Source organism: Bacteroides finegoldii DSM 17565, from assembly GCF_000156195.1.
In the GTDB taxonomy this organism is placed as follows: Bacteria; Bacteroidota; Bacteroidia; order Bacteroidales; family Bacteroidaceae; genus Bacteroides; species Bacteroides finegoldii.
In genome coordinates this window covers 64,570-90,755 of sequence record NZ_GG688323.1, presented here as the reverse complement: position 1 = coordinate 90,755, position 26,186 = coordinate 64,570, and the positions used below count along the sequence as shown (strand labels likewise).

Here is a 26,186-nt window from a genome sequence, read left to right as displayed (position 1 = left end):
AAAAAAAGAAAAGGCAGCATAATCTGACTAAAATAACAGGAAAAACAGGAGAGGTTTTAACTTCCCCTAAAAAAGACATGTACATAATGCATGGGTGGGAAGGAAAAAACAAGAATATGTAAACAATATTCTACAAAAAAGATAGAAGACTGGGAGAGTTGAACGAAAAAATCAAGAGAAAAGCTTTGCTTTACGTGAGCTTTTCTCTTGATTTTTTAGAAAGAGGAACATTTACTGAATATCCCTACTCCAGATAAATCATCTTTTTCGTCATTCCTCCGTCAATCGTGATATTTTCTCCATTGATGAAATCATTGTTTTCTTCACAGAGAAACAAACACATACGGGCAATATCTTCCGGTTTGCCTACCCGTCGCGAAGGATGTTGTGAATGATCTTCCGGTTGGAGTTGGTCATAATCATGAGTTTGTATCCATCCCGGAGCAATAGAGTTGACGGTGATATTCCATTCGGATAACGATAAAGCCAGTGCATGAGTTAAAGAATAGATACCGCCTTTAGAAGCTGCGTAACCTTCACTTCCTGGTTCACTCATCAAGTAACGTGTGGAGCAGATATTGATAATCCGACCGTATGGGTTAGGAGAGGACTGTTCTTTACGACGTATGGCAAGCAGGCGGGAGGTGATAAATACAGGACGTAGGTTGATAGAAAGTATTTTGTCGAAATCCTCTACGCTTGTTTCGGTGATAGACGAAAATTGACTGATACCGACGTTGTTGACAATAATATCAATATCATTCCATTCGGAAAGAATACGTTGTATACAACTTTCAAGTGCATCCTTATCGCTGACATCGACTTTATGGAATATAGATCCGGTTGCTTTTGCAGTCTCTTGTCCCGCTGTTTCGTTTATATCACAAAAAGCGACTTGATCGCCGGACAGGCAAAAAGCTTCTACTATTGCCTTGCCTATACCTTCCGCTCCTCCTGTTATAAATACTCTTTTGGAGGAGGTCTCTGGTTTTGAGGCCATTGGAGTACACGAAGCCGATTTGACCGGATGAACGGTTGTAGATTTCTTCTTACCATATTTCTGTGCTTGTTTCCAAGCAGCCTTTCTGGCTTCATATAGCTCTTGCTGTTTTTCTATATAGTTGTCTGCCATCGTTCTTTTTATTTATTGCAAATGTAAAACATAAAACGGATAAAAACAAAGAATCGACCGCTCATTCGAATAGGAATGAGCGGTCGATTTATGTAAAATGACTATTCGATTTTTAGAACTTCAGCGGATCTATCTCGGCATATTTTATCCGTTGACGACGCCAAGTGTAAATGGCATGCAGCTTTCCATCTTTACCTTCAATAATGCTAGGATAAGAATATTGACTGATCGGGCTATCCTCCAATGTGAGAACAGGCTTCCAGCTGATTCCATCCTCCGATATAGCTACACAAAGCGGTGTACGAGGCCCTTTCGGAGTTCCGGGCAATGTAGAGAAATTATTATAAATAAGCACATGCCTGCCATCTTTCATTGTCACAGCGTCTGTACCGGAATTATTATTCGGAACATCCAGCAGCGTTACTTTGCTCCACGTATCACCATTGTCACTGCTCCAGGCTGTTGCAATCTGTGCATTGCGCGTACGGCAGAGTATCTGCAATTTTCCGTCCTTATGCTTTAAAATACTAGGTTGTATCGCATAAATAGGTTTAGCGCCTTCCCCTTTGATGGCTTCCCCGCCTTCCTGATCATCCGTATTTATTCCTCCTTTTTTACGGTTCTGAGTCGGTACGGACAGTTCTGCTTCCAAAGGTCCTACCATTTTCCAGGTTTTTCCTTTATCATCAGAAATCTCGAAATGAACACGCCAGCCCTTACTCCCTTCCGTACTGGAAGGACAGATGATACGACCGTCGATATATTCCGGCTTATTCTTGATAGGACCTAGAAAACCTTTAGGAAGAGGTTCACGCTTGCTCCAGGTCTTTCCTCCGTCACGCGAACGAACCAACCATCCTGTCCAGTCACTCACTTTCAGACCTATTTTGTAGAAGAGAATCAAATCTCCGCCCGGAACTTGAAACAGTACCGGATTCCAACACGCTTTCCGACGTGCGATGAGTTTCCCTTTTGCATCTTTTACCGGTGTACAGGTGGAGTCGATTCCCGCTAATATAGCTTGCGGATCTTTGAGTAAAAACACACCATCGGCAGCAAGTTTGGGAGCACTCCACTCTTTGGCGCCTTTCGGCTTACGGCATACCCAAATACAACAATCGGGATTGCGTTCTTTCGTTCCTCCAAAGAAAGAGGCGACAAGATCTCCGTTCTTCATCTCTACAATAGTAGCTCCGTGACATTCGGGGAAAGCGGCCTTTTCGTACAGAAATTCATCACTTAGAATGGCTGTGTTCTTAGTCGGTATATCTATACTAAAATGATGTTTTCCCGAACCGATCTTCTCTTTTCGACCATCTGGCAAATGTACTTCGCCTGTTGTATTGGCAGGCAATTCAATATCCCATTCCAGATGCATGGGCGTTTTCTTCCATCGGCTGGTTATTTTTCCATAGATACTCATATAAGATGCATCTACATTGCTTAACTCTTGAATCTCAAAAGTCGGCTGGAAAATAATATGTTTGTAACCGGACTTCCAACGGTCTGCACGGATACCTGCCAGATTATTGAAACACCAAGGCAATAAATCTCCTAAAAGCATGACATGGTTGCCACTGTTCATTTCTGGATTTGCCGTATCACCATTCCATAATTCCCAAATGGTGGTAGCACCTTTTCCAACCATATACCCCCACGAAGGATACGTTTTGTTGGTAGCCAGCAAGTAAGCCACATCGGCATAACCACGACGGCTTAATTCACGCAACAGCCATTGCACACCAATGACTCCGGTGCTGATATGTCCCTTATTGGTGGTAATAATGGAAGTTACGGCATTTTTGGCAACCTCATGGATGTAATTCTTTGGCACTAACCCGAAAGCAAGTGGCAGAATATTGGCAGTGACCGTATTATTACCATAGTAGATACTGTCCGGATATAATGTATGTCCCGGCACATGGGATGTTCCCTCTTTTATATGCAAGAAGCGGGCATTGAATGCGTCTTTCATACGATGTTCCAGTTCTTCCCATTCTTCTGCATCGGCTTTCAGTCCTTGCAGGCTGGCAAAACGATGCATCAGTTGCAACACTTTCAAATAATAGGCAGTGGCGATCAGCGCACCGTCAGTCTTGCGGGAAGGATCCTTACTGTGAATCAGTTCCAAAGATTCGGGAGGAACACACCAGTCACCATATTTATCTTTAGTTATGATATATTCCTTTGTCATATAGTATTCACGGATATGAGCCACCCATTTTTTGATAGCCGGATAATTCTCCTCTATCGGACGTTTATCTCCGAAATTGGTAAAAAGCATATCACAAGCCATAGGCAACGCCGCGGGCCAAGTCACATTGTCCGAGTAATAGTTCCAATAGGCCGGAGCGACATCGGGAATACAACCGTCTTCACGTTGTGCTTCGCGGATATCACGTGTCCATTTGGTATACATTGCGTAATTATCGAAAAGCATACTCTCTCCCCAACATCCCATGGTGCGGTCGCCCAACCAAGGCTGACGTTCATTCCGTTGCGGACAGTCTACCGGCATACCTTTATAATTACTCCGGATTCCCCAAAACGCATTACGGACAATCTTATTCAATGTCTCGTCAGAGCAACTGAAAGATCCTGTATGCGTCATCTCGTCTTCCACGACTTCAGCTACGAAGTCTCCAAGTTGCGCATCCGGATAATTGCTGACCTCCACATAACGGAAGCCATGATACACGAAACGAGGTGCCCACGTAGTGTCCTTCACTTCGCGTCCGCTTACGATATACGTATCTGTGGAACGGGCGTCACGTAGATTCCGAGTATAGAGTTCCCCATTGGCCTGCAAGGTTTCTGCGAAACGGAGACGAATACTGTCACCGGCTTGTCCTTTAATGCGGAACCGCATCCAACCAGCCATATTCTGACCAAAATCAAGGATGTACTTATCACCAAGTTTTTGGATGGAAACAGGTTTTAATGTATCCATTACTTTCATACCCGGCATTATTTGGGCACGCAATGTTCCTGAAGGAATACTGACTCTTTGTGCCGCTATCCAGCTTTTGTCGTCATAACCGCTTTGTGTCCAGTTGCCCAATTCCTTGCGGGCATCATATTCTTCGCCGTCATATTCGTTATTGCTACGGATAGCACCTTCGGTTGTCAGTTTCCATGAAGTGTTTGTAGCAATCGTTTCTTTACTGCCATCCATATATTCCACAATCAGATTCAGGCGGAGTTTGGGATAGCCGAATGTCGGTATCTTGTACGGTTTGTAATTCTGGCGCATCGTATAGAAACGTCCGTTGCCCAATGTCACACCAATAGCATTCTCTTTTCGAAGTTGTGGCGTCACATCGTAAGTGTTGTACAGAATTGTTTTCCGATAGTCGGTAGGAGCGGGGGCCAACACTTGATCGCCAATACGCTGTCCGTTAATAAATAATTCATAAAGTCCCATTCCAGCAATGTGTACCGTTGCACGTTTCACCTCTTTGCTCAACGCAAATTCTTTGCGGAGATAACGGGCTGCCAAGCGGCTCCATTGGGTTTCACTGTCACCGGGAGTGGTACGGTCCAATCCAATCCACTGGCCTTGCCAGTCCGCTTCATTCAGCAATCCCATACTCCAAAAGGCCGGAGCACTCCAGTCCGCTTCCCCTCTATTAGTATAGACCTTCACTTTCCAATAATAGCGGGCATTACGCTTTAGCGGTTTACCTTGATAAGCAATCCATTGGGAAGCGTCGGACTCTATCTTTCCTGAATCCCAAATATCTCCCTTTTCTTGCGCCAGCAAGTCGGCAGAAGAAGCAACAAGAATGTGATACGCTGTTTGCATCACATTCTGTTCATCCGATTCGATGCGCCAACCCAATCGGGGCTGGCGCACGTCAATACCTAGCGGATTCCTTAATTGCTCCGTTCGCAGTTCGGTTATGCCTATGGCTGCATAGACTGAACCTGCTAAAAACAGAAACGCAAAGAATGCTACTATAAATATTCTCTTATTCATCATTTATCGCTGATATATTTCAGTTGGGCATCGGGAAGTTCCGTCCATGTCTTACCGAGGTAGTTTTTATTGCTGTCCACCACAATCAGAATATGATCGTTTCCACTGCAATAACCGCTATCGTGCTGGAAGGTATGCACACCGTTATTAAATTCACCGATATATTCCAGCTTACCGTCCTTTGTCGTATACCACCAGGCATTCTTCTTTGCCCCGCTAATCTTGCTGAAATCAACTTCCATCGGACGTCCGGTATAATTATACACCATCAGATAATCATTACCGCGTGTAGCGATGGCACGGTCGTAACGTTCTCCGTTCTTACCTGCGATGACAGACTGATCCGGTATACGTTCGAAGAACGGGAAAGTCAGCATCAGGTTTTTCAAATATTTCATTTGATTATAACCGGGATCATTCAATGCTTCATACCAAGGCTTCTTGGCTCCGTATGCACCACCCACACCCGGTTTGATAAACTGCATAATGGAATTATGCCCATACGTATGCCCGAAAGAACCGGCGAATACAGACCAATAAGCATAGCGGCGTACATCGTAATCTTTCCATAACAACTCGTTCTCGTCATGCAGGCCGTGAGGAATTTCTTCATAGATAGGTTCTCCATCGATAACCGGTTTCATGGGTTTCATAGCCATACTGCGCTCAACGAAACGCCAGTTGTCTTCTTCCGTATTCTCTTCGATAGGATAGTCGCCGTCACCAAAACGTTGTCCGTAACGACGGTGTCCGCTTTGAAACATATTGAAGTCCAGCCAGGAAGCGTTGTTGAACCAAGTTGCTGAGGTTGTTCTGCCACGCGGATGGAAGGTCATCAGGTGATTCTTGTCGATTGCTTTGATAGAAGTTGCCAATGCCTCCCATTCGGCTGTTTTCACATCACCGCGAATGTCTCCACCGATAAACCAAATGATATTCGGTTCGTCCTTATAACGTTCCGCCAGGAACTTTCCGTATGCTTTCGCCTGTTCGACAGTCATTTCTCCACGATTCACGGGACTTCCCCAGATACAAACCATACCGATATACAGTCCTTTTTTTGCAGCCGTACGAATGATATAATCCATGTGATCCCAATAACCATATACACCTTTCCGGTCGATGTTCTTGAAGTTATATCCATCTATCATGGAATATTGTCCGTAGATATTCATGGATGGCACATTATTCAAGGTCTGAACTTGAATTACATTGTATCCGCGATGTTTGCACTGTTCCAGATAATATTCGGCTTCGTCACGATTCAGACGCTCTGGGAGCAACCATCCTGTTTCCCCCAACCAGAAGAAAGGAGTACCGTTTTCGTGTTTCAGATAACGCCCCTCTTCGGAGACAACAAGTTTACCGTTGCTCCAGGGAATATACGTTTTCTGTGTTTTCTTTTGTGCCGCCACTGAAGTACTCAAGCTCAGCAGTAGCAGTAAAAAAGGAAGAATCTTGAATTTTTTCATTGTTTTTTTATCGTTTTTGTTTATTCCAGTTCACCACAGATTATTTCTCAATCATTTTTTCAAATTCAATTGCAGCCAGGATAAATGCTCCTACTGACTTCGGATCATTCTCGATAATCGGTTCGCTGATATAATACTCAAATGAACCGTCACGGTATCTTTTAGAGTCTCCGCCCAGTCCGGCTACGGCACAACAATTGGTGATAGTATAACTTCCGTCTTCCTCCAAAAGGGTGAAATTTCCGGTCATGCCGTTGAAAGCTTTTCTTACTGGTTCGATATATTCATTTCCGATATATCCTTTGTTAATGGCTTTGGCGAGCGTATAAACAAACAAAGCGGTTGCCGAAGACTCTAGGTAATTACCTTTACGTGCACCTTGATCTGTCACTTGATACCATGTGCCGGATTGAGGGTCCTGATATTTTACAATCGCTTCGGCCAGCCTTTGAAGAATCTGTATGACGCTGTCCCGTCCTGCTGTTTCTTGTGGCAGATAATCCAGAACATCCACTATCGCAGCACCATACCATCCGATACTGCGGCTCCAGAAATTCGGAGAACACCCGGTTTCGGGATTTGCCCATTTCTGTTCACGGCTTTCATCCCATCCGTGATAGTAAAGACCGGTAGCCGGATCATACGTTTTACGGGCAATCAAAAGTATTTGCTTCACCGCTTCGTCAAACAAAGCCGGTTCCTGGAAAGTCGCACCATATTGTACCAGATAGGGAGAAGCCATAAAGATACCGTCCAACCACATCTGATGGGTATATTTCAATTTGTGCCAGAAGCCTCCTTCGCTGGTACGCGGCTGTTCGGTCATCTGCTTACGAAGCGTATCCATAGCCGTTTTGTAACGTTCATCTCCCGTCTTTGCGTAGAGGTCGAACAAAATCTTACCGCCATTTACATTGTCGATATTGAAAGAAAGATATTTCATGGTCTTTATACGTCCGTCAGTGTCAATCAGACTATCCGCATAAATCTTGGCATACTCGTAATATGTACTGTCGCCCGTATGTTTCCATGCTTCGAGCATTGATTTTACCACAAGGCCATGCGTATATCCCCATCGTGGTTTTTTAGCTTTTTCAATCATCCAGGGCTCTGGGAAACGTTTCATTTCGGAACGTGCCATGCGTTCACTCCACTTTTCGGTTTCTGCTTTCTTGGTAGTCGTACAAGCAATAAAGCAGACAATTCCGCAGGCAATAATCGCCTTAAATAAATTTTGATTCATATAGTTGAGTTTTTATTTTCCGATCAGGATATATTCTTTTCCCGCTTTTGTGGGCAGGTCATACAAATAGGTTTCCGTCAGCTCTATTTTATTCAATTTTGCTTTCCCGTTAATCAATGGTTTGGTAATAGCGGGGACGGCAAAGAGAGGATTCGGGTTCTCGCCTTTGGCAGGTTTCAGTCCTTTACCTTTTAGCGGGTTGAGTGAGCGGAGACGACAGTTTCCTCCTTTGTGGGATTTTACTATCAGATGATTTACTTTTCCGTCTTTCCAACTCAAGTCAAGCTCAAAACCACCACGTGCGATAATACCTTTCACCGAACCTTCCTTCCACAAAGTAGGAAGGGCGGGAAGTAAATAGATGAATCCGTCATAACTCTGCATCAGCATTTCTACGATTCCTGCCGTACAACCGAAGTTCCCGTCAATCTGAAAGGGTGGATGTGCATCGAACAAATTAGGATAAGTACCACCTTTTTTCTTTTCGTTGCGTACAAGAGTCAACTGATCTGTTATCAGCTTATAAGCATGGTCACCATCAAGCAGACGCGCCCAAAGACAAACTTTCCATCCCATACTCCAGCCGGTAGACGGATCCCCGCGATGGATGAGCGAGGTGCGTGCCGCATCAAACAATTCCGGTGTGCGGTATGGGGAAATCTGATTGCTGGGGAACAATCCGTAAAGATGGGAGACATGACGATGTACGTCCTTCGGATCATCCCAATCGAACATCCATTCTTGCAATTGTCCCCAATGACCTATTTGCATAGGAGGCATTTCTTTCAAGCGTTGCTTTAGATGAGTTGCGAAATCTTTGTCGGTATCCAGAATTTCGGAAGCTGAAATAATAGCCGTCCAAAGATCGAAAATCAACTGATTATCCATCGTACATCCGGCGGCTGTCGTTGCCTTTCCGTTATTGCCCGAATGTACATTCTCCGGTGAATTGCTAGGACAAACCACCAACCAGTTGTGTATCGGTTCCTTTACCATGATTTCATCGAAGAAACGGCCGGACTCTTTCAGTATAGGATAGATGGAACGCAGAAAATCGGTATCTCCGGTATATAAATAACGTTCCCATAAATGACGGCAGAGCCACGCTCCACCACTAGGCCACATGCCCGAAGGAGCTTTGTCAATTGCTCCTGTGACGCGCCAGATATCTGTGTTGTGATGGAGTACCCAGCCATTCGCTCCATACATGATTTTAGCCGTTTCCTTGCCTGTCTCGCTGACCTCCTTTATCAGCCGGAAAAGAGGCTCGTTCAGCTCGCTAAGATTGGTAACTTCAGACGGCCAATAGTTCATCTCCAAGTTGATGTTGCAAGTGTATTTGCTGTCCCAAGAAGGAAATAATTTATCATTCCAGATACCTTGCAAGTTAGCGGGTTGTCCGCCAGGTTGTGAAGAACAAATCAATAGGTAACGCCCGAACTGGAAGTAAGTAGCTACCAAATGAGCATCATTTGTATCTTTGAAGTTTTCTACACGTTTATCGGTTGTGATGTTTTCATATCGGTTTTTACCTAAGTTCAAAGATACTCTGGTCAAGTATCGGCGATAGAAATCAGTATGATTTTTCTTGGCTTCCGGAAATGGATGTTTCATTGCTTTGGAAAGATAGTCTTTAGTCCGTTCTATCTGATTTCCTGTGATATCCAGATAATTATTGAAATTGGTGGCTATTGACACGTAAATGATAGCTTCATCAGCTCCTTCTACCGATAGAATTCCATCTGCACATGCTATTTTTCCACCTCTATTCCGTGCAGTCAACCGTCCTTGAAATTCCACTTTCCCTTTGAGACCTTCATGCCAGGAAGAGACACCGGAAAGCGTAACGCAATTTCCTTCCTCAGAGGAAATCATTACATCCTGATGAGGAGAGGTCAGTTGGGCATTAAAGGTTATTTGTCCCGGACGGCTGGCTGTCAGTCTGACCATTACCACTTGATCGGTAAATGAGGTAATCGTTTCGCGTTGGTATTGTACTCCGTCTACCTCATATCGCACGATGGCGCGGGCGGAATCCAGACTTAGCTCCCGATAGTAGTCCGAATAACGGGTATGTCCGGGAAAAGCGATTCGCAAGTCCCCGAAACTTTGATAAGGCATTCCCGAGTTTGTCTTAGCCATCACCTTCTCGGTAGCAAGAGTTTGCGCTTCGAGATATTTTCCTGCAAAGACCAGTTCACGCACTTTGGGAATATACTCAAGTGCGTTCGGATTGGCGTTGTTGTTAGGGCGTCCTGCCCAGATAGTTTCTTCGTTTAGTTGTATTTGTTCTGTACCCGGTATTCCATATACCATAGCTCCCAAACGGCCATTGCCCAAAGGCAGGGCTTCCGTCCATACCTGTGCGGGACGGTCATACCATAACTTATATTCTTGCGTAGAAGCGTTCGTTTCTTGTGCATGAATAGAAGTTACAGACAGCATGACGAGCACATATCCGATCAATCTCTTTTTATTCATTATCATCTAACGTCTTTTATACTTTTATAAAAGGACGGTTGAACGGACTTTTTGTACCCAATAAGTCGCTAAAAGAATATAATTACTCGGACATTATTTTTATCTTTTCAATCGGCTGCTGCCTGACGGTATCCATTGGAACAGCCCGATAATGCACTTTGGAAAAATCAATAGAGCGCAAATCAATGCTGCGGATCGTACTGTTGTACATCGTTCGGAAATAGATAATCCGGTTATTCATATCCGTTGCTGATGTCCATTGCGTGGCACTTGGAACGATCGTTTTTTCCATAAACAAATTACTTGATAATAGTTTGAAAGGAGACTGTCATATCCTCTGTATTTTCTTGTCATTTGAAATATACTTTCCTATATTTGTCAGTAAAATCATTAATCATTTCCGTTGCGAACGGAAATGTTAGCACAAACCGTTACTCCAAGTAAGAAGTACATCACAAGGGAAGTAAAGAATGTGAGCAATATTTTTTAAATTTGAAGAAGAAAAGAACAATATGGAAACTATAAAGATTACACGATATCAATCGCCTGTGGGCGAGATGCTTGTCGGTTCTTACGGAGATAAGCTGTGTATTTGCGACTGGGCGGTGGAGAAACGGCGAGGTACGATAGACCGCCGCATACAGCGACATCTGAATGCGAAGTACGAAGAGGGGACTTCCGACATCATCGAACGGGCAATCGGGGAACTCGAAGAATACTTTGCCGGACACCGTAAGATATTCGACATTCCTGTTGTCTTTACCGGCTCTGAATTTCAGTGCACTGTATGGGAAGAACTGATGAAAATACCCTATGGAACGACCATATCTTATGGCGAGCTTGCCCGCCGCATCCATAACCCGAAGGCTGTGCGTGCAGTTGCATCGGCCAATGCCACCAATCCTATCTCTATCTTTGTTCCCTGCCATCGGGTAATCGGCAGCAATCATAAACTTACGGGGTACGGAGGTGGTCTCGATGCGAAAAAAGGATTATTGGAGTTGGAATGTTCTAAAACGATGGGGCTCGGTTTATGGTAGATTTAATATACAAAATCACGAAAAGTGTCATTCACGCAAAACGAGGGGTGGCACTTTTTATTATTTTTCAGTGAAATAAATGGCTATATGCCTGTATTTGGACTTGCAGGGCGTACCGAAATAGGGGCTTCGTTTTTTTGTTTTATTGAGTACAAAATACGGATAATTGCGTCTTTTTATAAAGATATTGTGTAAATTTTAAATTATCCATATTAATGAAACAGATAAAACTGTTACTTCTTTTAGCTTCCGCCTCCGTTACGGGAGCACTTGCGCAAAGCAATGGATTGACGGATATGAGTCAGAGCCGTTTTGCGAAGATGGTGAATACCGGAATCGGCGCCGTACATTGGACGGATGGATTCTGGAGAGATCGCTTTCAGGTATTTAGCCAGACTTCCCTGCAAAGTATGTGGAACACTTGGAACACGCCGGAGATCTCTCACGGTTTCCGTAATTTTGAGATTGCTGCCGGAGTATGCAAAGGAGAGCATTGGGGACCTCCATTCCATGACGGAGATATGTATAAGTGGATGGAAGGAGTGGCTTCTGTCTATGCAGTTAATAAAGATCCGGAGTTGGACAAGTTAATGGATAACTTTATTACTTGTGTTGTAAAAGCCCAACGTGCAGACGGTTATATACATACGCCTGTTATTATCGAAGAACTGAATAAAGGGATTGATTCCCATACAACAGCATTGGGTGATCAGTATAAACAGACGGTCATTGGAACGAAAGTAGGTGATGAGAATGAAAAAGGAGCTTTTGCCAATCGGCTGAACTTTGAGACTTATAATCTGGGACACTTGATGATGGCGGGTATCGTGCATCGTCGTGCTACCGGAAAGACTACTCTTTTCGATGCTGCTGTGAAAGCAACGGATTTCCTCTGTTATTTTTATGAAACGGCTTCTGCCGAACTGGCTCGCAATGCTATTTGTCCCTCTCATTATATGGGGGTAGTCGAAATGTACCGGGCTACCGGAAATCCCCGTTATCTGGAACTTTCAAAGAATCTGATTGATATCCGTGGTATGGTAGAGAATGGTACGGACGATAATCAGGACCGTATTCCTTTCCGCGATCAATATCGTGCGATGGGACATGCGGTACGTGCCAACTATCTGTATGCCGGAGTAGCGGATGTATATGCAGAAACCGGTGAGCAGCAATTAATGAAGAACCTGACTAGTATCTGGAATGATATCGTGACCCGGAAAATGTACGTGACCGGTGCTTGCGGCGCTCTTTATGATGGTACATCGCCTGATGGAACGTGTTATGAGCCGGATAGTATTCAGAAAGTGCATCAGAGTTATGGACGTCCCTATCAGTTGCCGAATAGTACTGCTCACAATGAAACGTGTGCCAATATCGGTAATATGTTGTTCAACTGGCGGATGCTAGAAGTGACAGGGGATGCGAAATATGCCGATCTTGTGGAGACTTGTCTTTATAATAGTGTATTGAGCGGTATTAGTCTGGATGGAAAGAAGTATTTCTACACGAATCCGCTTCGTATCAGTGCCGATCTTCCTTACACGCTTCGCTGGCCGAAGGAACGGACAGAATATATCAGTTGTTTCTGCTGTCCTCCGAACACATTGCGTACGCTGTGTCAGGCACAAAACTATGCATATACATTGAGCCCGGAAGGGATTTATTGCAATTTGTATGGGGCAAATACATTGACAACGACTTGGAAAGAGAAGGGAGAAGTAGCTCTGACGCAGGAAACGGATTATCCTTGGGATGGAAATATACGTGTAACGTTGGATAAAGTTCCTCGTAAGGCAGGTACTTTCTCGCTCTTCTTACGCATCCCTGAATGGTGTGAAAAGGCTACGCTTAGGGTGAATGGACAGCCGTTGCAAGTCAATGCGAAGGCAAATTCGTATGCGGAAGTAAATCGTGCATGGAAGAAGGGGGATGTAGTGGAGTTAGTGATGGATATGCCTGTGCGTTTGCTCGAAGCTCATCCGTTGGCAGAGGAGATTCGTAATCAGGTGGTCGTGAAGCGCGGACCGTTGGTTTATTGCCTGGAAAGTATGGATATTGCAAACGGGGAAAAGATTGATAATGTATTGATTCCTGCTGATATAAAATTGACTCCGAAGAAAATCACGATTGAGGGTAGTCCGATTGTAGCGCTCGAAGGTAAAGCGCGTCTGGCACCTGCAATTTCTTGGGAAGGAGTACTTTATCGTCCGGTGGTTCAGACAGAGAAAACGGTGGATATTCGTTTGATTCCTTATTATGCCTGGGGAAATAGAGGAAAAGGAGAGATGACCGTATGGATGCCTCTTGCCAGATAATCATGATACAGAAATGAAGAAATCAGGAGGAAAAATAAAGAAATGAGGATGAGAAAGTTATTTTTAACGGCTATATGTATTTTGTGTAGTCATTGGTTATGGTCCGGTGAGATATGGGTTTCTCCCAAAGGTAATGACTTTAATGATGGAACCCGCCAGTCTCCCAAAGCAACGCTGACTGCTGCTTTACGGCAGGCACGTGAATGGCGGAGGACGGGAGATGACCGTATGCAGGGAGGAATCACTGTTTATATGGAAGGGGGAACGTACGCTCTGTATGAGCCGGTTTTTATTCGTCCGGAAGATAGTGGGACAAAGGAATCCCCGACTGTGATCCGTTCGGCGATCAATGAAAAGACTGTGATCCGTTCGGCAGCCGATGAAAAGGCGGTGTTGAGTGGGGGAGTCCGTATCAAGAATTGGAAGAAACAAGGAAAGCTCTGGGTAGCAGATGTACCGGTATTTAATGGACGTCCATTGGATTTCCGCCAGTTGTGGGTGAATGGAAAAAAGGCAGTTCGTGCCCGTGATGTGGAGGATTTCGAAAAGATGAATCGCATTTGCAGTGTGGATGAGAAGAATGAAATTCTTTATGTACCTGCAGTTTCCATTCGCAGACTTATTGATAATAAAGGGAATTTGAAAACTAAATATGCCGAGATGGTATTACATCAGATGTGGTGTGTTGCCAATCTTCGGATTCGTTCAGTTGAAGTGCAGGGAGATAGCGTGGCAATACGTTTTCATCAACCGGAAAGCCGGATTCAGTTTGAGCATCCCTGGCCGCGTCCGATGGTGACGACGGACGGACATAATTCTGCTTTCTATCTGACAAATGCCCGCGAATTGCAGGATGTACCCGGAGAATGGTATCATGATATAGATGCCCGTAAAGTATATTATTATCCACGGGAAGGAGAGAAGATGCAGGAGGCGGAAGTGATCGTGCCTGCTGTTGAGACATTAGTACGGGTGGAAGGAACTTTGGATCGTCCTGTGTGTCATATTCGTTTTGAGAAAATTACTTTTTCCTATACTACGTGGATGCGTCCGTCAGAAAAAGGACATGTACCTCTTCAGGCAGGTATGTATCTGACAGATGGTTACCGGATTGATCCGAAAATGCAACGGAACTACTTGAATCATCCGTTGGATAACCAAGGATGGTTGGGACGTCCCGCAGCTGCTGTTCGTGTGGTTGCTGCAAGGCAGATTGATTTCGAACGTTGCCGATTCGAGCATTTAGGCTCAACCGGATTGGATTATGAAGAAGCGGTGCAAGGCGGTGTTGTTCGTGGCTGTCTCTTCCGCGATATTGCCGGAAATGGTCTGTTAGTCGGCAGTTTTTCTCCGGCTGCCCATGAAACGCATTTGCCATACGATCCTGCTGATCGTCGGGAAGTATGCACACAGCAACAAATCAATAACTGCTATTTCACGGAAATAGGCAATGAAGATTGGGGATGTCTTGCCATTGCTGCGGGATATGTAGGGGACGTCAATATCGAGCATAATGAAATCAGTGAAGTGCCTTATAGTGGCATCAGCCTTGGTTGGGGATGGACGCAAACTGTGAATTGTATGCGTAATAACAGAGTACATGCCAATCTGATTCATCATTATGCGAAACACATGTATGATGTGGCAGGTATTTACACACTCGGTTCGCAGCCGAAAAGTTATGTAACGGAGAATTGCGTGCATAGTATTTATAAGCCGGGGTATGTACACGATCCTAATCACTGGTTCTATCTTTATACGGATGAAGGTTCTTCCTTTATTACTGTACGTGATAATTGGACAGAAGGAGAGAAGTATCTGCAAAATGCCAATGGTCCGGGAAATGTATGGGAAAACAATGGCCCGAAAGTGGATAGTGTTATTCGTGAACGTGCAGGACTGGAAGCAGGATATAAGGATTTACTAAATATTCAGTAGGTATTGACAAGTCATTTAACTGTAATACGTGATTCGTTCCACAGATATGGAACTAAAGGAAAACAATTGTAGAACTAAAGGGAAACAGATGTGGAACTAAACGTCAACCACTGTGGAACGAATTATTTCTTATGATTCAGTTTGTTAGTAATAGAAAGAAAAATGAAAAAGAAATATATGATATTGCTTAGTGCCTTGTCTTTGGCAAGCAGCACATTTGCCCAGACTTGGATATGGTATCCGGGAGACTACGAAATCTGGTTGGGAAATCAAATGAATAACCGTCGTACGGAACGAGGTGCATTTTTCCCTCCTTTTTGGAAAACGGACAGCCATTATGTTGTCGTAGAATTCAGCAAGCAACTGAATCTTTCCGAGCCGGAAGAAATCTTTATTGCTGCCGAAGGAAAGTACAACGTCAAACTGGATGGAAAGCTCCAGTTCGGTATGCCGGAAACCATGTTGCTTCCGGCCGGAAAACATAATCTGAACATTAAAGTCTGGAATCAGGCTACTCCTCCCACAATTTATGTGAAGGGAAAAACAGTGAATTCAGACTCTTCCTGGCGTGTGACTTACGAAGATAAAGAATGGATTGACGAGAGCGGAAAAGCCAGTGACACATCTGCCACTATCTATATGGATGCCGGATGCTGGAACTTTGACGGAGCTACCCAACGTCCTTCCCAATTCAGTCTGATGCGTGAACCGCAGCAACCTGTTACGAAGTCAGAACAGTCCGAAGGAGGTATCCTTTATGATTTTGGAAAAGAAACATTCGGATTCATCACATTGAAAAATCTTTCCGGAAAAGGAAAAATAGAAATTTATTATGGTGAAAGCCCGGAAGAAGCAAAAGATAAAGCATATTGCGAAACTTTGGACAAACTGTTGTTAGAGCCGGGACAAATGACTAACCTCGCCATCCGCAGCACTTCTCCCTTAAATAGTTCTGATAACGAATATACGTTGGAGAACAGTAAAGCTTTTCGATATGTCTACGTTACCCACGAACCGGGTGTACAAATAGGAGAAGTATCCATGCAATATGAATATCTTCCTGAAGAGTATCGTGGAAGTTTCCGTTGCAATGATGAAGAATTGAACCGTATTTGGGAAGTGGGGGCCTATACCATGCATCTCACTACCCGCGAGTTCTTTATTGACGGTATCAAACGCGACCGCTGGGTATGGAGTGGTGATGCTATTCAAAGTTATCTGATGAATTATTATCTTTTCTTCGATAGTGAATCCGTGAAACGTACAATCTGGCTGCTTCGTGGCAAAGATCCTGTGACCAGCCATAGCAATACGATTATGGACTATACTTTCTATTGGTTTCTTAGTGTATATGATTATTATATGTATAGTGGCGACCGCCACTTTGTCAACCAACTGTATCCACGTATGCAAACGATGATGGATTATGTATTGGGACGTACAAATAAAAATGGCATGGTGGAAGGTATGACCGGTGACTGGGTATTTGTGGACTGGGCGGACGGCTATCTGGATAAAAAAGGAGAACTTTCTTTTGAGCAGGTTTTATTTTGCAGAAGTCTGGAAACAATGGCTTTGTGTGCTGATTTAGTTGGGGATGAGATTGAGAAGCAGAAGTATGAGAAGCTGGCCGCTGCTCTGAAAGCAAAGTTAGAACCTACTTTCTGGAACAATCAGAAACAGGCATTTGTACATAATCGTGTGAATGGTCGGCAAAGTGATGCTGTGACGCGTTATGCCAATATGTTTTCTGTATTCTTCCAGTATCTGAACGCAGATAAGCAGCAAGCCATCAAGAAGTCTGTTCTTTTGAATGACAGCATTCTAAAAATCACAACACCTTATATGCGTTTTTATGAATTGGAAGCTCTTTGTGCTTTGGGTGAACAGGAGGCTGTCATGAAGGAAATGAAAGCTTACTGGGGTGGTATGTTGAAGGAGGGTGCTACCTCTTTCTGGGAAAAATACAGCCCTGAAGAAACCGGAACACAACATCTTGCCATGTACGGCCGTCCATACGGCAAGAGTCTATGTCATGCCTGGGGAGCAAGTCCTATCTATTTGCTCGGCAAATATTGTTTGGGTGTGAAACCTGTGAAAGAAGGGTATAAGGAGTTTGCTATTGCTCCTGTATTGGGAGGACTGAAATGGATGGAGGGTACTGTACCCACTCCGAATGGCGATATCCATGTCTATATGAATGGCAAAACGATGAAAGTGAAAGCTACAGAAGGGGAAGGGTATTTGACGATCAATAGTCATCGTCCACCCAAAGCAAATATCGGAACACCGGAGAAAGTATCGGAAGGAGTATGGCGTCTCTGGATTGATTCACCCGAAGAAAGAATTGTTACCTATCATTTATAATTCATGGTTAATTAGTGGAGTACTGCTATTCATTTCGCAGGCTATAACCCTCTCAAACTGTCGGACAATAGACCAATTAGCGGTGATTCTTCGGAGTTGCCGCTAATTTTATATTTATACTAAAATAGTAAGCCCCTTGTTCTCTTGATTTAAAAAGGAGGTAATATGAAAACAGTAGAAGTGATTGTAGAACATGCAGGAAAAAATTTGAGTGCCTATATTGAAGGTGCTCCGATTATCACTGTAGGCAATGGCATGAAAGAGATTGAGGATAATATGAAGGAAGCAATTGAGTTGTATCTGGAAGATAATCCTAATCCTTGTGAAGTGTTGTCTGGGGAGTTTGAATTGAAGTTCAAAATAGACGCTGCTACATTTATCAACTATTATAGTAGTATCGTAAAAGATAAGATTATTACTGAGCTAAAAAACATTATTGACTGTCTTGTCATTTTTTTAAATCAACAGAAAGACCAGGTGTGGCAAACATTATTAAAAATCTCCAAATGAACAAAGAAAAACTCCATAGGCTATGAAGTTGTAGTGTATCTAAAAGTATTTTTCAAAATCAATTTGTAAATTAATTCATTCTTTATAATTTGTATTACGACGAGTGACAATGATAGTAACTTATGGCAGAACGCAGTAATTAGCACAGTTGCCAAGTCATTACCTCAAAAACGGGTAATTCTCCCAAAGTCCTTTGTATAAGACACTAAGAAAAATCTTCTAGAATTACCAAAAAACAATTGATGTACGAGTCAAACGTACTGACTTCAGTAAATATATACCGGCTTGCATACATGATTTACGATCCATACCAAAATCAAAAAACAAGCAATTCATTAAATACCATACGTACAATACCATAAATGATACTTTACTAAAAAAATACTTCACCAATGGGGAGATGGCTTTGCAATACATTATCCGGTATAAAGAAAAAGAGATAATTGCTGGAAAGACGAAAGTGGAAGTATGGTGTCGAAAAATGAAAAAACAGACAAATGAGTACAAACAGAGGATTATTTCGTCTTTCTCTTAGTGAAGAAGTGAATTATATAATCTATAATATATATCAGAAGAATGAAAAATACCAGATTATTCATGTTTGCGGCATGCACACTTTTTTTGGCAGCGTGTGGCAGGCAAACCGTGAAGATTATGACTCCGCCGGATGCGTCAAATCGTGTTTTGTTTGGTGCGGAGCAGTTACAGACTACCTTGGATAAAGCCGGTTATCAGGTAATGATGCAACAGGGAGACACGACATTCTCCGATCCCGAAATCAAAACGATTCTCTTGACGGAAGTAAATGACACGACGCTCAAGAAAGAAGGTTTTCATATTTCGACGACGGGCAATCTGACCAGAGTGTCCGGCAGGGATGGGAGTGGTGTCATTTACGGATGCCGTGAACTGATTGACCGTGTGAATGATTCGGATGGTAAGTTGAACTTCCCGGAGGAACTGAAAGACGGTCCTGAAATGGTATTGCGTGGCGCATGTGTAGGATTACAGAAGATGACCTACCTGCCGGGACATGGTGTATACGAATATCCGTATACGCCGGAAAGTTTCCCCTGGTTTTATGATAAAGAACAGTGGATTAAATACTTGGATATGCTGGTTGCCAACCGCATGAATTCACTGTACCTTTGGAACGGTCATCCGTTTGCGTCATTGGTGAAACTGGAAGATTATCCGTTTGCACTGGAAGTAGATGAAGAAACGTTCAAAATGAACGAAGAAATGTTCTCTTTCCTCACAGAAGAAGCGGACAAACGCGGTATCTTTGTCATACAGATGTTTTATAATATCATTCTTTCCAAACCTTTTGCTGAACATTACGGACTGAAAACACAGGATCGTAACCGCCCCATTACTCCTCTGATTGCCGATTATACACGCAAGAGTATTGCCGCTTTCATTGAAAAATATCCCAATGTAGGATTACTGGTTTGTCTGGGTGAAGCGATGTGTACAGTGGAGGACGATGTGGAATGGTTTACTAAAACAATTATTCCGGGAGTGAAAGACGGATTACAGGCATTGGGACGTACGGATGAACCGCCTCTTTTGTTGCGTGCGCACGACACGGACTGCAAACTGGTGATGGACGCTGCCTTGCCGCTCTATAAGAATCTTTATACGATGCATAAGTATAATGGTGAATCGTTGACTACCTACGAACCTCGTGGTCCCTGGTCGAAAATTCATACGGATTTGAGTTCGTTGGGTTCCATTCATATCAGTAACGTACATATCCTGGCAAATTTGGAACCGTTCCGCTGGGGTTCTCCGGATTTCGTACAAAAGGCGGTCACTGCCATGCACAATGTACACGGTGCCAATGCGTTGCACCTTTATCCGCAGGCCTCATATTGGGACTGGCCTTATACGGCGGACAAATTACCAAACAATGAACGTGAATTCCAGTTGGATCGCGATTGGATCTGGTATCAGACCTGGGGACGCTATGCGTGGAACTGCCATCGCGACCGTACAGATGAAATGGGTTACTGGGACCATCAGTTGGGCAAGTTCTACGGAACCTCTGACGAAAATGCAAGTAATATCCGTGTAGCATACGAAGAAAGCGGAGAGATTGCTCCGAAGTTGTTACGTCGTTTCGGTATTACAGAGGGAAATCGCCAAACGTTATTACTGGGTATGTTTATGAGTCAGCTTGTCAATCCATACAAATATACGATCTATCCGGGATTCTATGAAAGCTGCGGACCGGAAGGAGAGAAGCTGATAGAGTATGTAGAAAAAGAATGGAAAAAGCAACCTCATGTAGGTGAAATGCCTTTGGATATTGTTGCTCAAGTAATAGAACATGGAGATAAAGCAGTAGCGGCTATTGATAAAGCAGCTGGTTCCGTCTCTTCAAATAAGGATGAATTTGCACGTTTACAGAATGATATGCATTGTTATCGTGAATTTGCGTATGCGTTCAACCTGAAAGTGAAAGCTGCCAAACTGGTATTGGATTATCAATGGGGAAAAGAGATTAAGAATCTTGAAGAAGCTATTCCTTTGATGGAACAAAGCCTGGAACACTATCGCAAATTGGTGGAACTGACGGACGAACATTACTTGTATGCCAACAGTATGCAGACTGCCCAACGTCGTATTCCTATCGGTGGAGATGATGGAAAGAACAAGACTTGGAAAGAACTGCTGGTACACTATGAGAAGGAATTGGAGAATTTCAAAGCCAACCTCGCTTTGTTGAAAGAAAAACAGAATGGAAATGCAGTGACTGAAACTGTCGAGATTGCTGCCTGGACTCCTGCAAACGTGAAACTGATCTCTAATTATCCGACAGTGAAAGTAGATGAGGGTATTTCTTTATTTGTGGATGTTCCAGGTAAGATAGAAGCAATAGCTCCGGAATTGAAAGGAATGAAGGCGCTCCGCTTCAATGGAAATGAGCAGAGAGAGAAAGGCACAAGCATCACTTTCGAAACGGATGCTCCGGTGAAATTGTTAGTCGCTTATTTCAAAGACGACCAGAAAAAATATGCAAAAGCTCCGAAACTGGAAATCGATGCGTCAGCCAATGACTACGGTCAGGCGGAACCTGTATTGACGAATGCTGTCCGTATCAATGGAATGCCTTTGGCAAATGTGCATGCATATAGTTTTCCGGCTGGAAAGCATACGTTGATGTTACCCAAAGGCTATCTGCAAGTGTTGGGATTCACGGCTGCGGAAACGAAAGTTCGTAATGCCGGGCTTGCCGGGGATGAAGAAACAATGGATTGGTTGTTTTATTAATGATAATTTATATTTCACCACAGAGGACACGGAGGACACAGAGTTCTTCTCTCTCTCTTTTCCGCAAGTAAAACAGAGCGATACATACGATTATAAATACGTAAGACTCTTTGTTACTCTATAGTGGATAAAAATGTGTCCTCTGTGGTGAAATATTAAGTATTAAACGATTAGAAAAAGTATCATGAAGAAGTTATTGCTGGCAGTTTTTAGTATAACCACCACTTTCTCTCTGTATGCGCAACGGGAAGTTCCGCAGGAACGAATGGAGCAGATTTATGAGGAAGTAAAGACACCATACAAATACGGGCTTGCAGTTGCCCCGGCAGACAATTATCATAAGATTGATTGTCCTACCGTTTTTCGCCAGGGAGACAAGTGGCTGATGACTTATGTGGTTTACAACGGTAAAGGTGGAACCGATGGTCGTGGTTACGAAACGTGGATAGCAGAAAGTGATAATCTGCTCGAATGGCGCACTTTGGGACGGGTTCTTTCTTATCGGGATGGAAAATGGGACTGCAATCAGCGTGGCGGATTTCCTGCATTGCCGGATATGGAATGGGGTGGAAGCTATGAGCTTCAGACTTATAAAGGTCGCCATTGGATGACTTATATCGGTGGTGAAGGAACGGGTTACGAAGCTGTAAAAGCCCCGCTTTATGTCGGACTGGCATGGACGAAAGGAGATATTTCTACGGCACATGAATGGGAATCTCTGGACAAACCGATTTTGAGCATCCATGATAAAGATGCCCAATGGTGGGAAAAACTGACTCAATATAAGAGTACTGTTTATTGGGATAAAGATAAAACATTGGGGGCTCCGTTTGTGATGTATTACAATGCGGGCGGGCGTCATCCGGAAACGGATTTAAAGGGCGAACGTGTCGGCATTGCGCTTTCCAAAGATATGAAAACATGGAAACGCTACTCCGGAAATCCAGTCTTTGCGCATGAAGCAGATGGAACCATAACAGGAGATGCGCATATCCAAAAGATGGGAGATGTGTATGTGATGTTTTACTTCTCTGCTTTTGAACCTTCGCGTAAATATAAAGCATTCAATACATTTGCCGCCAGTTATGATTTGGTGAACTGGACTGATTGGAAAGGGGCCGACCTGATTATTCCCTCCAAGAACTACGATGAACTGTTTGCTCATAAGAGCTATGTGGTAAAACATGATGGAGTGGTTTATCATTTCTATTGTGCGGTAAACAACGCAGAGCAACGTGGCATTGCCATTGCTACCAGTAAGCCGATGGGACGTTCGACTGTCCGTTTCCCGAAACCGGAAATCAAGAACCGCCGGCAGATCACTACATTGAATGAGGGTTGGAAAACCTGGATTACAGAGGCAACTCATTTGAAAGGTAATTTTATGATGCGTGCGAAAACGGTGAACATTCCTCATAACTGGGACGATTATTATGGATACCGCCAGTTGACACATGGAAACCTGCATGGAACAGCTATGTATGTGAAAGATTTCACGGCAGATGTAAAATCCGGGAAACGGTATTTTCTTCGTTTTGACGGAGTGGGTACATACGCCACCATTACAGTGAACGGAAAGAATTTCGGTCGCCACCCCATAGGGCGCACCACATTGACTTTGGATGTCACAGATGAATTAAAACAGGGAGTAAATCGCTTGGAAGTGAAAGCCGAGCATCCTGAAATGATCGCCGATATGCCTTGGGTATGCGGGGGATGTTCGTCGGAATGGGGATTCAGTGAAGGTTCCCAGCCGTTAGGTATCTTCCGTCCTGTGGTATTGGAAGTAACAGATGAGATTCGTATAGAACCTTTCGGTGTACATATTTGGAATGACGAAAAAGCTGCTAACGTATTTGTTGAAACAGAGATAAAAAATTATAGTAAAGCAACAGAAACGGTAGAGTTAGTCAATAAACTAAGCAATGCCAATGGAAAACAAGTTTTCCGTTTGGTTGAGAAAGTTACTTTAGCTCCGGGAGAAATGAAAGTGATTCGCCAGCAGGCTCCTGTTGAGAATCCTGTCTTGTGGAATACGGAAAATCCATATCTCTATAAATTGGCCAGCATGATAAAGCGTGATACGAAGACGACGGATGAAATTTCGACACCCTTCGGTATTCGTACCATTAGCTGGCCGGTAAAACGAAACGATGGAGACGGACGTTTTTACCTGAATGGAAAGCCGGTGTTTATCAATGGAGTATGCGAGTATGAGCATCAGTTCGGACAAAGCCATGCGTTCAGCAATGAACAGGTTGCTGCAAGGGTAAAACAGATACGTGCGGCCGGTTTCAATGCATTCCGGGATGCTCATCAGCCCCATCATCTCGATTATCAGAAGTACTGGGATGAAGAGGGAATCTTGTTTTGGACACAATTTTCCGCTCATGTGTGGTATGACACTCCGGAGTTTCGTGAGAACTTTAAAAAGTTGCTTCGTCAATGGGTGAAAGAACGTCGTAATTCTCCGTCAGTGGTGATGTGGGGATTGCAGAATGAAAGCACTTTGCCTCGTGAGTTTGCACAAGAATGCAGTGATCTTATCCGGCAGATGGACCCGACTGCCAAGACAATGCGTGTCATAACAACCTGCAATGGCGGTGAAGGTACAGACTGGAATGTGATTCAGAATTGGAGTGGTACGTATGGAGGAGATGTGACGAAATACGGTCGTGAGCTCTCTCAAGCGAACCAATTGTTGAATGGAGAATATGGAGCGTGGAGAAGCATCGACCTGCATACGGAGCCGGGAGATTTCCAGGTGAACGGAGTGTGGAGTGAAGACCGTATGTGTCAACTGATGGAAACTAAAATCCGTTTGGCAGAACAGGCTAAAGATAGTGTTTGCGGACAATTTCAGTGGATATACAGCAGTCATGACAATCCCGGACGTCGTCAACCGGATGAAGCGTATCGCAAGATAGATAAAGTAGGTCCGTTCAATTATAAAGGATTGGTTACTCCGTGGGAAGAACCATTAGACGTATATTATATGTATCGCGCCAACTATGTTCCGGCTGCAAAAGACCCGATGGTTTACCTGGTATCACATACATGGGCCAACCGCTTTGAAAAAGGACGTCGCCGTGCCACTATCGAGGCTTACAGCAATTGTGATTCTGTATTGCTATACAACGATCTGACAAATGAAAAGGCAACCTTCCTCGGACGTAAAAAGAACAACGGAACAGGCACTCATTTTATGTGGGAAAACCGGGATATTCGTTATAACGTACTTCGTGCAGTAGGATATTATAAAGGTAAACCGGTAGCAGAAGACCTGATCCTATTGAATGGTCTGGAGCAAGCCCCTAACTTCGAACTTCTTTATCAGGATGATAAAAAGATATTGAAAGGAGAGGCAGGATATAATTATCTGTATCGTCTCAACTGTGGAGGGGATGATTATACAGATAGTTTCGGACAGCTCTGGTTGCAGGACAATACGAATTATTCCCGTTCATGGGCGAAGAATTTCAAGGAACTGAATCCTTATCTTGCCAGTCAACGTACCACCAATGATCCGATTCGTGGCACTCGTGACTGGACGTTATTCCAACATTTCCGCTTCGGACGTCATCAGTTGGAATATCGTTTCCCTGTGGCAGACGGAACATATCGTATTGAACTGTATTTCACGGAGCCGTGGCATGGTACGGGCGGAAGCGCTTCTACCGACTGTGAAGGACTGCGCATATTCGATGTTGCCGTGAATGATTCTGTTGTATTAGACGACTTGGATATTTGGGCTGAAAGCGGTCACGACGGAGTTTGTAAGAAAGTGGTATATGCCACAGTGAAAGGTGGAATGTTGAAAATTCATTTCCCGGAAGTGAAAGCAGGACAAACCTTGATTTCGGGCATTGCTATTGCCAGCACAGATCAGGAACTGAAACCGACGATATTCCCTGCATCCGGTTGGAGCTGGGAAAAAGCGGATAAAGAAGTGATGGAAAAGACTCCGAAAGAATTGCTTCCTGAAGATAAAAATACTCGTGTCAGTATATCATACGAAGCGGAAATGGCTGTACTGAAAGGCAAATTCCAAAAGAAAGAACATCGCAAACAGATCGGAGTGTTTTTTGGTAAAGGAAAAGGCAACAGCATTGAATGGAATGTTTCTACCGGGTTGGCACAAGTGTACGCCCTTCGCTTTAAATATATGAACACTACCGGAAAGCCAATACCTGTCTTGATGAAATTCATTGATTCAAAAGGAGTGGTATTGAAAGAGGACATATTGAACTTCCCGGAAACACCGGATAAATGGAAGATGATGAGCACCACTACCGGAACCTTTATCAATGCCGGACATTACAAAGTATTACTTTCAGCAGAAAATATGGACGGAATTGCTTTTGATGCATTGGATATTCAATAAATAAAAAACGGGACACTTGGAAGTATACATAACTTTTCAGTGTCCC

Annotated in this window: 12 protein-coding genes and 1 pseudogene; 7 read left to right on the top strand and 6 right to left on the bottom strand. The window is 43.7% G+C overall.

Annotation, left to right across the window (positions count from 1 at the left end; all coding sequences use genetic code 11):
* Positions 1 to 244 precede the first annotated feature (244 nt).
* The 6 genes and pseudogenes from BACFIN_RS10445 to BACFIN_RS21745 all read right to left on the bottom strand — a co-directional run.
* On the bottom strand, positions 245 to 1,132 hold the full coding sequence (locus BACFIN_RS10445) for an SDR family NAD(P)-dependent oxidoreductase (RefSeq protein WP_007752954.1): 888 nt from the start codon (positions 1,130 to 1,132) through the stop codon (positions 245 to 247).
* Between the two features lie 112 nt (positions 1,133 to 1,244).
* A complete protein-coding gene (locus BACFIN_RS10450; RefSeq protein ID WP_032839567.1) occupies positions 1,245 to 5,111 on the bottom strand; it encodes a family 78 glycoside hydrolase catalytic domain in 3,867 nt (1,288 codons plus the stop codon).
* Positions 5,111 to 6,583, bottom strand: coding sequence for a glycoside hydrolase family 140 protein (locus tag BACFIN_RS10455; RefSeq protein ID WP_007752941.1), 1,473 nt, complete (start codon positions 6,581 to 6,583; stop codon positions 5,111 to 5,113). Before BACFIN_RS10455 ends, BACFIN_RS10450 begins: the two co-directional genes overlap by 1 nt.
* Positions 6,584 to 6,623: 40 nt before the next feature.
* Positions 6,624 to 7,826: a glycoside hydrolase family 88/105 protein gene (locus tag BACFIN_RS10460; protein ID WP_007752934.1), complete on the bottom strand. Its 1,203-nt coding sequence runs from the start codon at positions 7,824 to 7,826 to the stop codon at positions 6,624 to 6,626.
* Between the two features lie 12 nt (positions 7,827 to 7,838).
* On the bottom strand, positions 7,839 to 10,307 hold the full coding sequence (locus tag BACFIN_RS10465) for a glycoside hydrolase family 95 protein (RefSeq protein ID WP_032839580.1): 2,469 nt from the start codon (positions 10,305 to 10,307) through the stop codon (positions 7,839 to 7,841).
* Positions 10,308 to 10,389: 82 nt separating this feature from the next.
* A pseudogene (locus BACFIN_RS21745) lies at positions 10,390 to 10,584 on the bottom strand (linear amide C-N hydrolase); the annotation flags it as partial.
* A 235-nt stretch (positions 10,585 to 10,819) separates the two neighbouring features.
* Here BACFIN_RS21745 and BACFIN_RS10470 point away from each other — a divergent pair.
* The 7 genes from BACFIN_RS10470 to BACFIN_RS10495 all read left to right on the top strand — a co-directional run bounded on the left by BACFIN_RS10470 (position 10,820) and on the right by BACFIN_RS10495 (position 26,140).
* Positions 10,820 to 11,347, top strand: a complete 528-nt coding sequence (locus BACFIN_RS10470) for a methylated-DNA--[protein]-cysteine S-methyltransferase (protein WP_007752926.1) — start codon at positions 10,820 to 10,822, stop codon at positions 11,345 to 11,347.
* A 215-nt stretch (positions 11,348 to 11,562) separates the two neighbouring features.
* Positions 11,563 to 13,665, top strand: coding sequence for an aceric acid hydrolase (locus BACFIN_RS10475; RefSeq protein WP_007752919.1), 2,103 nt, complete (start codon positions 11,563 to 11,565; stop codon positions 13,663 to 13,665).
* 48 nt (positions 13,666 to 13,713) lie between these two features.
* Positions 13,714 to 15,603 (top strand): right-handed parallel beta-helix repeat-containing protein, encoded by a 1,890-nt coding sequence (locus BACFIN_RS10480; protein ID WP_032839566.1) that lies wholly within the window; start codon positions 13,714 to 13,716, stop codon positions 15,601 to 15,603.
* Between the two features lie 162 nt (positions 15,604 to 15,765).
* Positions 15,766 to 17,970 carry an alpha-L-rhamnosidase-related protein gene (locus tag BACFIN_RS10485; protein WP_007752909.1) on the top strand — a complete coding sequence of 735 codons (2,205 nt, stop codon included), beginning with the start codon at positions 15,766 to 15,768 and terminating at the stop codon, positions 17,968 to 17,970.
* A gap of 165 nt (positions 17,971 to 18,135) precedes the next feature.
* A complete protein-coding gene (locus tag BACFIN_RS0219840) occupies positions 18,136 to 18,480 on the top strand; it encodes a hypothetical protein (protein WP_007752904.1) in 345 nt (114 codons plus the stop codon).
* Positions 18,481 to 19,056: 576 nt separating this feature from the next.
* The gene (locus tag BACFIN_RS10490) at positions 19,057 to 21,756 is read left to right on the top strand and encodes an alpha-d-galacturonidase (protein ID WP_007752902.1); all 2,700 of its coding nucleotides are present in this window, start codon (positions 19,057 to 19,059) and stop codon (positions 21,754 to 21,756) included.
* Between the two features lie 184 nt (positions 21,757 to 21,940).
* Positions 21,941 to 26,140 carry a beta-d-glucuronidase/beta-L-arabinofuranosidase gene (locus tag BACFIN_RS10495; protein ID WP_007752901.1) on the top strand — a complete coding sequence of 1,400 codons (4,200 nt, stop codon included), beginning with the start codon at positions 21,941 to 21,943 and terminating at the stop codon, positions 26,138 to 26,140.
* Positions 26,141 to 26,186 lie beyond the last annotated feature (46 nt).